Source organism: Marivita sp. (assembly GCF_017643905.1).
Lineage (GTDB): Bacteria > Pseudomonadota > Alphaproteobacteria > Rhodobacterales > Rhodobacteraceae > Marivita.
Map to the genome: position 1 here is coordinate 1 of NZ_JAEPMO010000139.1, position 11,043 is coordinate 11,043.

General features: G+C 61.7%; 6 protein-coding genes. All 6 read left to right on the forward strand.

The genetic code is table 11. From position 1 onward, the window contains the following. Positions 1-91: 91 nt before the first annotated feature. Positions 92-2,470, forward strand: a complete 2,379-nt coding sequence (locus JJ869_RS18490; protein WP_292269352.1) for a glycogen/starch/alpha-glucan phosphorylase — start codon at positions 92-94, stop codon at positions 2,468-2,470. After that, a complete protein-coding gene (gene glgB, locus JJ869_RS18495) occupies positions 2,467-4,674 on the forward strand; it encodes a 1,4-alpha-glucan branching protein GlgB (RefSeq protein WP_292269339.1) in 2,208 nt (735 codons plus the stop codon). Before JJ869_RS18490 ends, glgB begins: the two co-directional genes overlap by 4 nt. A 32-nt stretch (positions 4,675-4,706) precedes the next feature. Further along, positions 4,707-5,966 (forward strand): glucose-1-phosphate adenylyltransferase, encoded by a 1,260-nt coding sequence (glgC, locus tag JJ869_RS18500; protein WP_292269341.1) that lies wholly within the window; start codon positions 4,707-4,709, stop codon positions 5,964-5,966. Between the two features lies 1 nt (position 5,967). Beyond that, positions 5,968-7,401 carry a glycogen synthase GlgA gene (glgA, locus tag JJ869_RS18505; RefSeq protein ID WP_292269345.1) on the forward strand — a complete coding sequence of 478 codons (1,434 nt, stop codon included), beginning with the start codon at positions 5,968-5,970 and terminating at the stop codon, positions 7,399-7,401. Beyond that, positions 7,401-9,509, forward strand: coding sequence for a glycogen debranching protein GlgX (gene glgX, locus JJ869_RS18510; RefSeq protein WP_292269347.1), 2,109 nt, complete (start codon positions 7,401-7,403; stop codon positions 9,507-9,509). The genes glgA and glgX overlap by 1 nt, the downstream gene beginning before the upstream one ends. Continuing rightward, positions 9,506-11,043: 4-alpha-glucanotransferase (locus JJ869_RS18515; RefSeq protein WP_292269349.1), on the forward strand; the 1,538-nt coding region annotated here is incomplete at its 3' end. The genes glgX and JJ869_RS18515, both read left to right, overlap by 4 nt.

The window sequence follows — 11,043 nt, forward strand, 5'->3', positions numbered from 1 at the left end:
GCAATGGTAATTGGTGCGTTTTGCGGTATGAGGGGCCAATGTTAGCGCTATCGTAACTCTTGACCCGACCGTGGAACCCATCTGGATGAGCATGAAAACCGATATTCTGAACCGTCTGAAATACTCGCTGGGCAAAGATGCCGAGAACGCATCGACCTATGACTGGCGCATCGCGCTGTCGCTCGTCCTGCGCGACCAGATGGTCGAAGCGTGGTTCCGGTCGACCAAGGAAACCTACGCCGCCTCGCCCAAGCGGGTCTATTACCTGTCGATGGAGTTTCTCATCGGGCGGTTGATCGAGGACATGATCTCGAACCTGCGGATGGAGGACACGGTCAAGGCGACGCTGGTCGAGCTGGGTCAGGATTACGACACCATCGTGCATGACGAACCGGACGCGGCACTTGGCAATGGCGGGCTGGGCCGACTGGCGGCGTGTTTCATGGACTCATTGGCGACATTGGGAATCCCGGCGTTTGGCTATGGCATCCGCTATGAACACGGGCTGTTCGAGCAGAGCTTTGCCCAGGGCCAGCAGGTCGAGAAACCCGAGACCTGGCTGACCCAGCGCCATGCGTGGGAATTCGAACGCCCCGAGGCACGCTATCGGATCGGCTTTGGCGGACATGTCGATCATCACAAGGGCAAGGCCTGTTGGCACCCCAGCGAGGTGGTCATGGCCACCGCCTATGACACGCCAGTCGTTGGCTGGAAGGGCGAGTGGGGCAACACGCTGCGCCTCTGGTCTGCAGAGCCATCCAAGGATTTCGACCTCGAAAGCTTCAATCGTGGAGATTACCTCGCCGCCGGTCGGTCCGAGGCGCTGGCGCGGACGATCAGCCGGGTGCTCTATCCCGACGACACCACCGAGAGCGGCAAGGAACTGCGCCTCAAGCAGGAATACTTCTTCACCGCCGCGTCGATCATGGACCTGCTGCGCCGCTACCTGAAGGATCACGACGACATCCGCGCCCTGCCCGACTACGTGGCGATCCAGCTCAACGACACGCACCCTGCCATCGCCGGGCCGGAACTGGTGCGTATTCTGGTGGACGAACACGCGATCCCGGTGGACGAGGCGATCCCGCTGGCGCGCAAATGTCTGGCCTACACCAACCACACGCTTTTGCCCGAAGCGCTGGAACGGTGGAGCGAACACCTGATGGGCCGCATCCTGCCGCGCCATCTGGAGATCATCCGCGCTATCGAACACGCGCATCAGACCGAATTCCCGGACAGCCCACGTATCCTAGAGCACGGCGATGTCCGAATGGGCGAACTGGCGTTCATCATGGCGCACAAGGTCAACGGCGTGTCGGCGCTGCACACCGAACTGGTCAAGGAAACGGTGTTCGCCGACCTGCACCGCATCCATCCGAGCCGGATCATCAACCAGACCAACGGCATCACGCCACGCCGCTGGCTTTATGGCTGCAACCCGTCGCTGCGGCACCTGATCACCGACACGATCGGCGAAGGCTGGGTGACGGACCTTGAACAACTGACCGCGCTCAAGTCCAAACGTGACGATGCCGCGTTCATTGAGGCGTTCACCGGCTCAAAGCGCGAGAACAAGGCGAACCTGTCCAATTGGATCGGTCAGACGATGGGTGTCACGCTGGACCCCGACGCGATGTTCGACGTGCAGATCAAGCGCATCCACGAATACAAACGTCAGTTGATGAACCTTTTGGAAACTGTCGCGCTCTGGAACGAGATGCGCGACAATCCGAATGGCGACTGGACCCCACGGGTCAAGATCTTCGGCGGCAAGGCTGCGCCGGGATATTTTGTGGCCAAGGATATCATCCGCCTGATCAATGACGTGGCGCAGGTGATCAATGCCGATCCGATCACCGGCGACCGGCTCAAGATCGTGTATCCGCCGAACTACAACGTGACGATGGCCGAACGGCTGATCCCGGCGGCGGACCTGTCGGAACAGATCTCGACCGCCGGTAAAGAGGCGTCGGGCACCGGAAACATGAAATTTGCCCTGAACGGTGCGCTGACCATCGGCACGCTGGACGGTGCGAACGTCGAAATCCGCGATCATGTCGGGTCGGAAAACTTCTTCCTCTTCGGCCTGACCGCACAGGAAGTGATGGAGCGCCGCACGCATCACGGCTATTCCCGCGCCGCCATCGAAGCCAGCCCGCGCCTGCAGCGGGTGCTGGGCCAGATCGCCGAGGGGCGTTTTGCACCGCATGACCCAAGCCGCTATCATGGGCTTGTGGGGATGCTGTATGACCATGATTATTTCCTCGTGACCTGTGATTTCGACAGCTACTTCGACACGCAGCGCCGCGCCGACACCGCCTATCGCAACCCGGCGAATTGGGCCGCGATGGCGGTTGCGAACACGGCCAGCATGGGCTGGTTCTCGTCCGACCGCACGATCAAGGGCTATGCTCGCGACATCTGGGGGGCCGAGAGCCTGACCAAAGCCAAGCTTGGGAAAACAGCATGATGGATGCGGCGGCGCTGATCGACGACGCCACGGCCCAGGCGATAGCGCAGGGGCGGCACGGCGACCCGTTTGCGGTGCTGGGTCTGCACGAATTTGACGGCAAACTGGTGATGCGGGCAATGCGCCCCGAGGCGGACAATGTTGAGGTGATCGACAGCAAAACCGGGCGGGCCTTGGTGACGTTGGAGCGTGTTGCCGATGGTCTATTCGCTGGGGTGATCCCGCGCCGCAAAAAGCGATTTCCCTACCGTCTGCGCATGACGCGCGGAACGGACACGTGGGAAGAACAGGACGCCTATGCCTTTGGTCCCAAGCTGGGCGAGATGGACGAGTACCTTCTGGGCGAAGGCACACATAACCAGCTTTGGGATGCACTTGGCGCGCATGTCTGCACACTGGAAGGCGTAGACGGCACGCATTTCGCCGTCTGGGCGCCGAATGCAATGCGCGTATCGGTCGTGGGTGACTTCAACGGCTGGGATGGCCGCCGTCACGTCATGCGCCGCCGGGGCGCGACGGGAGTACACGAGATTTTCCTGCCGGATCTGGGCGATGGCATCGCCTATAAATACGAACTTATCGACGGCGCGGGTAATCTGTTGCCGCTCAAAGCCGACCCGGTTGGGTTCGGCGCGGAACTGCCGCCTGCGACTGCCTCGGTCGTGCGCGACCTGCGCGGTTATGAGTGGTCGGATGCCGGTTGGCTGTCCAAGCGGGGCGCGAAGCAGAAGATCGACAAGCCGATCTCGATCTACGAGGTCCATCTGGAAAGCTGGCGGCGCGTCCCGGAAGAGGGCAACCGGTCGCTGACCTATCTCGAACATGCGTCCATGCTGGTCGATTATGCCAAGGACATGGGCTTTACCCATATCGAGCTGACACCGATCTCCGAATACCCGTTCGGCGGATCGTGGGGCTATCAGCCCGTGGGCCTGTTCGCGCCCACCTCGCGGTTCGGCACACCGCAGGACTTCCGCGCCTTTGTCGATGCCTGCCACAAGGCGGGACTGGGCCTGATCATCGACTGGGTGCCGGGGCACTTCCCCACCGACCAGCACGGGCTGGGCCGCTTCGATGGCTCGGCGCTTTACGAACATGCGGACCCGAAGGAAGGTTTCCATCCCGACTGGAACACGCTCGTCTACAATTACGGGCGGACGGAGGTGCAGAACTTCCTGATCGCCAATGCGCGGTTCTGGTTCGAGGAATACCACATCGACGGGCTGCGCGTGGATGCGGTGGCCTCCATGCTCTACCGCGACTATTCGCGAAAAGAGGGGGAATGGGTGCCCAACCAGCATGGCGGGCGCGAGAACCTCGAAGCCATCGCCTTCATGCAGCGGATAAACGAAGTGGTCTACGCCGCCGATGACAGCATCCTGACCGCCGCCGAGGAAAGCACCGCCTTTCCGGGGGTCAGCGCACCGACCAGCACAGGCGGTCTGGGGTTCGGCTTCAAGTGGAACATGGGGTGGATGAACGACACCCTGCGCTACATGGCCGAAGACCCGATCAACCGGAAATACCACCACGACAAGATGACTTTCGGTCTGCATTACGCGTTTTCCGAAAACTTCATCCTGCCGCTCAGCCATGACGAGGTGGTGCATGGCAAGGGCTCGCTTCTGGGCAAGATGCCGGGTGATGATTGGCAGCGCTTTGCCAACCTTCGTGCTTACTACGGGTTCATGTGGGGGCATCCCGGCAAGAAGCTGTTGTTCATGGGGGGCGAGTTTGCGCAAAGCGGTGAATGGAACAACGAAACCAGCCTTGACTGGCATCTGCTCGACCACGCCCCGCACAAGGGCATGCAAAGCCTTGTGCGCGATCTGAACTCGCTCTATCGCACGACGCCCGCGCTTTTCGAGAAGGACACGTCGCAGGACGGGTTCCGCTGGATCGACGGCGGCAACGCGGCGGATTCGGTGTTTTCGTGGGTGCGCTACGGCAAAGAGGGCACGCCGCCGGTCCTGGTGGTTGCGAATTTCACACCGGTGCCGCGCACCAATTACCGCATTGGCGTGCCACACACGGGCCACTGGGCGGAAAAATTCAACTCTGATGCCGCGATCTATGGCGGTACGGACACAGGCAATCCGGGCGGTGCTGACGCACAGGAGATGTCGATGCACGGCTGCCCATATTCCATTGAGATCACCGTGCCGCCGCTGGCGACCGTGTTCTTTCAACTGTCGGACAGCTGAGGACGCAGATGACAAAAAGGGGGAGGAAAGACATGAGAGAAGACAGGTTCAGCCTGGCGCAGCAATCCATTGCGTTCATTCTTGCAGGGGGCCGAGGAAGCCGCCTGAAGGAAATGACCGACATCCGCGCCAAACCCGCCGTCTATTTCGGCGGCAAGACACGGATCATCGACTTTGCCCTGTCCAACGCGGTGAATTCCGGCATCCGGCGGATCGGTGTCGCGACGCAGTACAAGGCACACAGCCTGATCCGGCACATGCAGCGCGGCTGGAGCTTCTTCCGGGCCGAGCGCAACGAGTCGCTGGATATCCTGCCCGCCTCGCAGCAGATCAACGAGGACAACTGGTACAAGGGCACCGCCGACGCCGTGACCCAGAACATCGCGATCATTCGCGGCTATGGGCCCAAATACGTGCTGATCCTTGCAGGCGACCACATCTACAAGCAGGACTACTCCTTCATGATCGAAGAGCATGTCCGCTCTGGCGCAAAGGTCACGGTGGGCTGTATCGCCGTGCCGCGTGAAGAGGCCAAGGGCTTTGGCGTCATGCATGTGGACGACAACGACAAGATCCTCGACTTTGTCGAAAAACCCGCAGATCCGCCCTCAATGCCGGGCGACGAGACCAAATCGCTGGCCAGCATGGGCATTTACGTGTTCGAGGCCGAGTACCTGTACGAGATCCTCGAAAAGGATGCGCAAAACCCCAATTCGGAAAACGATTTCGGCAAGGACATTATTCCCGCCATCGTCGCCGAGGGCGGCGCGCGGGCGCATCCGTTCAGCCGGTCCTGCGTGATGTCGGGGCTTGAAACCGAACCCTATTGGCGCGACGTGGGGACCATCGACGCTTATTGGCAGGCCAATATCGACCTCACGGATTTTGAACCAGCGCTGGATATCTACGCGACCGACTGGCCGATCTGGACCTATTCGGAACTGACCCCACCCGCGAAGTTCATCCATAACGAAGAAGGCAGACGCGGGCAGGCGGTGTCGTCCATGGTGTCGGGCGGGTGCATCATCTCTGGCTCATCGCTGTATAGGTGCCTGCTGTTCACGGGTGTCAAAACGCATTCCTATTCGCAACTCGAAGGTGTGGTCGCCCTGCCCTACGCCGAGGTCGGGCGCCGTGCCTACCTCAAGAACGTGATCCTCGATCGGGGTGTGAAAATCCCACCGGGCATGATCGTGGGTGAAGACCCCAAGGAAGACGCCAAGCGGTTCCGCCGCACCGAGAATGGCATCTGCCTGATTACACAAGCGATGATCGACAAGCTGGGAAAGTGACATGAATGTCCTGATGGTGGCTTCGGAATGTGCGCCCTTCGTGAAAACGGGGGGACTGGCGGATGTGGTCGGCGCCTTGCCCGCCGCTCTGTCACGGGTGGATGTGGATGCACAGGTGGTGCTGCCCGCCTATCCGCCACTGTTTCCGTTGCTGCCTGAAGGGACTGAAGTCGCGCGGTTCGACGACCTGCCCGGCGGGTCCGGTCGCATCGTCAAGGTCACGGCTCAGGGCATTACGCTTTTGCTTCTGGACGCGCCGCAATTGTTCGACCGTCCCGGCGGGCTGTATGTCGATGAAAACGGGAAGGATTGGACCGACAACCACCTGCGCTTTGGCGCGTTGTCGATGGCAGGTGCCCGCATCGCGATGGGGGCCATCGACGGCTACCAGCCGGATGTCCTGCACGTCCATGATTGGCAGGCGGCCCTTGCGCCCGTCTACCTGCGCATGGCCGGGCGCGACAGACCGCGGTCGATGCTCACCATCCATAACATTGCGTTCCAAGGCAGGTTTGGCCCGCAGGTTCTGGATCGCCTGCACCTCAAGACCGACTGGTTCCACCCTGAAGGTCTGGAATTCCATGGCGATCTGAGCTTCCTCAAGGGTGCTTTGATGTTCTCGGACCGGATCACCACGGTCAGCCCGACCTATGCGCGTGAAATACTGACGCCGGAGTTCGGTATGGGACTTGAGGGTGTGTTGCAGGCGCGGGCCGGAGCACTGAGCGGTGTGCTGAACGGAATCGACACCGACGCGTGGAACCCGGCAGACGATACGGCTTTGGCCCAGACCTATGATGCCAAGACGCTGAAACGAAAGGCAGACAACAAAACCGCCCTGCGCGCGAAGCTGGGGCTTGATCCCGACAGCTCCGGGCCTTTGCTTTGCGTGGTCAGCCGCTTGACCAACCAAAAGGGACTGGATGCCCTGCTGGACGCCGTGCCGCATTTGGTGGAACGCGGGGCACAACTGGCGGTGTTGGGCACCGGCCAACCCGAACTGGAACAGGGGTTCCGCGATGCCGCACTGGCGTATCCCGGTCAGATCGCCACCCATATCGGCTACGACGAGGGGTTGTCTCATCTGTTTCAGGCCGGCAGTGATGCGATCCTTATCCCATCCCGGTTTGAACCCTGCGGGCTGACGCAGTTGTACGGTCTGCGATACGGCACCTTGCCTGTTGTCGCCCGCACCGGCGGGCTCGCCGATACGGTGATCGACGCAAATATCGCCGCTATTCAGGCCAAGGCGGCCACCGGGTTCGTCTTTACCGATGTGACCGCCGCCGGTATCGCGCAGGTGATCGACCGGTTGGTTGACGCCTATGCCGATCCGAAACTCTGGCAAACCATGCAGCGCGCCGCCATGCGTCATCCCGTAGGCTGGGACAGCTCTGCCCAAGCTTATCGTGACCTTTACGCAGAACTTGTCTGATGACCTATCACGCCACCGTTTCTGCAACGCTTGAACCCGGCTCTCCGTCGCGGTTGGGGGCGCATTTCGACGGTGGCGGAACGAATTTCGCGGTGTTCTCTGAACATGCGCAACAGGTGTTCCTCTGTCTGTTTTCACCGGATGGCACCCGCGAGGAAATGCGCCTGCCACTGCCTGAACGCACAGGGGCGGTCTGGCATGGGTATCTGCCGGGGGTGCAACCCGGCACGCTATACGGCTATCGGGCATCGGGGCCGTATGCGCCCGAAGAAGGGCATCGGTTCAACCGCAACAAATTGCTGATCGACCCCTATAGCCGCGAGTTTCACGGCGCATTCACCGATCATACAGCGACTTTTGGCTATCTAAATTCCGCGCCAGAGGCTGACCTGTCCTTTGACAGCCGTGACAGCGCGCCCTTTGTGGCAAAGTCTGTGGTATCAGACCCGGCGCTGTTCACACTCGACGCACGCCCCCTCTCGAAAGGCTGGCAGGACACGCTGATCTATGAAGCTCATGTCAAAGGGCTGACCATGCGCCACCCTGGCGTTCACGAAGACCTGCGCGGCACTTATGAGGGCCTGGCCTCGCCCGCGATGCTGGATCACCTGACGCGCCTTGGCGTTACGGCGGTGGAACTGCTGCCCGTGCAGGCGATTAAGTCCGAAGGAGCGCTGTCGGGGCGCGGTCTGGTGAATTACTGGGGCTACAACACCGTTGGCTTCTTCGCACCCGAACCCCGCTATTTCGGCCCCGCTGGCGTGCGCGGCTTCCGCGCGATGGTGGACCGGTTCCATTCTGCCGGAATCGAGGTGATCCTTGATGTGGTCTACAACCACTCGGCCGAGGGCGATCACCTTGGCCCGACCCTGTCCTACCGTGGATTGGACAACGCGTCGTACTACCGGCTTCAGGACGACGCGCCGCGCTACTACGTGAACGACACGGGTTGCGGCAACACGCTCAACGTAACGCATCCGTTTGTCACGCGCCTGATCCTCGACAGCCTGCGGTTCTGGGTGCAGGCGATGGGGGTCGACGGCTTCCGCTTTGATCTTGCTGCCACCCTCTGCCGCGAGGCAGACGGGTTCGACCGGACCGGACGGTTCATGACCGCGCTGCGGCAGGACCCGGTGCTGGCAGAGGTCAAGCTGATCGCGGAGCCGTGGGATATCGGCCCCGGAGGGTACCAATTGGGCGGATTCCCGGCCAAGTTCGCCGAATGGAACGACCGCTATCGCGACACGGTGCGCAAGTTCTGGCGCGGCGATGCCCATGGCGCGCAAGAGCTGGGATCGGCCCTATTGGGAACGGCTTACCTGTTCGACAAACGCGGACGGCGGGTCTGGTCGTCGGTCAATTACGCCTCCTCGCATGACGGCTACACGCTGGCCGACACGACGCAATACGAAGAACGCCATAACGAGGCCAATGGCGAAGGTAACCGAGACGGACACAAGGAAAACTACAGCGACAATTTCGGCGTCGAAGGGCCAAGCGACGATCCCGTGATCCGTGCCCAGCGCGCAAGACGGCATCGCAATATGCTGGCCACGGTGTTTCTGTCCCAAGGCACGCCGATGCTTTTGTCAGGCGACGAAGGCGGGCATACGCAGAACGGCAACAACAACGCCTATTGTCAGGACAACGCGACCACGTGGATCGACTGGGCGTCACTGGACCCCGACATGATCACCTTCACCGAAGCGCTGTCGCGGTTCCGGCGGACGACCCCGATCCTGCGGCAGATGGATTTCCTGCATGGCGCGACCCGCCCGACCGACCGGCGCAAGGATGTGGAGTGGCGCGGCTTTGATGGCAAACCGTTGAACTGGGGGGATGACGCGCTTTCGAGCCTGTGCCTGCACATGCGCGGCAATGCAGAAAGTGTGGCGGGCAAGGCACTGACCGATGAGGTGTTTCTGGCGTTCAACCGCACGGATGATGATCTGGACCTCCTGCTGCCCTCCGCAGCACCCGATCTGTGGCGGCGCGAGATCGAGACGTCAGAGTCTGTGCAGAACTCAACGCCCATCGTCGGCGAACGCATCCGCGTGCCCGCCCATTCGGTCAGCGCCTTTGTCCTCAAGCCCGGAACCGCGCAATGACCAACGCAGACGACGCATTGCGCGCGTTGGCCAAGGCGCAGGGCATCTACCTTGATTTCCATGATCTGCATGGCGCGCGACACGAGGCCAGCCCGGACACGTTACGCGCCCTGCTCAAGGCCTTGGGGACAGATGCGGACAGCCCTGCTTTGGTGACGGACGCCTTGGCGGCCCAAGCAGAAGATGCTGGAACGACCGAGGTGATCGCCTTTGCCGGGGATCCGATCACAATTCCCGCGCCCGGTCCCTGCGACTGGTCGGTGCTCAATGAGACCGGACAGGTGGTGGCCGAGGGCCGCGCCAAGGGTGTGATTGATCTGCCGCGCCTTGGGGTCGGATATTACGACCTGCAGATGAGCGGCAAATACGCGGGCCAGTGTTTCGTCATGGTTCGACCGCACCGCGCACCGGACTTGGCGTCGAAGTCTGGAAAAGATCGGTGTTGGGGAACGACCGGCGCGCTTTACGGTTTGCGCTCGGAGACGAACGGCGGGCTGGGCAATTATGCCGATCTCGGCGCGGTTGCCGCGACGTTCGGGCGTTCCGGTGCAAACTTCCTTGGGGTCAATCCGCTGCATGCGCTTGGCTGGGCTATGGAGGACATCATCAGCCCCTATTCGCCGTCGCATCGCGGGATGTTCAACATCGACCATATCGCGATTGAAGGCGGGTTGGGGCCGACACCGGACGCTCATCTCATTGATTATGCCGGGTTCCGAGAACGCCATCGCGCGGCGTTGGAGGCAAAGTTCAAGACACGCGACAAAGCTGCATTTACGGAATGGTGCGAGACCTGTTCAGAGGAAACCCGCCAGTTCGCCGAATTCGAGGCGATCAGCGAAACCCACGGGCATGATTTCCGCACTTGGCCCGTCGCTCTGCAAACACCCGGAGCGGCGGCGCGAAAGGCTGCGGGGAAACGCGCGGAATTTCATCTGTGGCTGCAATACCTTGCCGACACCCAAATCGACGCAGCACAGCGCGACGCATGTGGCTCGGGGATGGCGCTTGGCCTCTATCTCGACCTTGCGGTAGGTCCGCGCCCGGACGGGGCCGAGGTCTGGATCAACGCGGACACGATTGCCAAGGGCGTCACCATCGGCGCCCCACCCGATCACCTGAGCCCTGAAGGCCAATCCTGGGCGCTTGCGGCCCATGCCCCCGGACCTCTGGCGCGCGCGCGATATGCGCCGCTGCGGTCGATGCTGCGGCGGCTTATGGCGAAATGCGGTGTGCTGCGGATCGACCACGCTCTGGGATTGTTGCGCAGCTACTGGTTGCCCGATGATGGCAGTCCGGGTGGGTATATCACGCAGCCGCTCGAGTCGCTGCTGGCGGTGATTACCATCGAAGCCCATTGCGCGGGCTGTCTCGTGGTCGGCGAAGACCTTGGGCTGGTGCCCGATGGGTTCCGCGAGGCGATGAACGACGCCGGACTTTACGGCTATGCGGTCGGGCAGTTGGAGGGCGCCCATCGGGGCGATATCCTACCCGCCAATACCCTGCCGCCCTACAGCCTTGCCTGTTTTGGCAC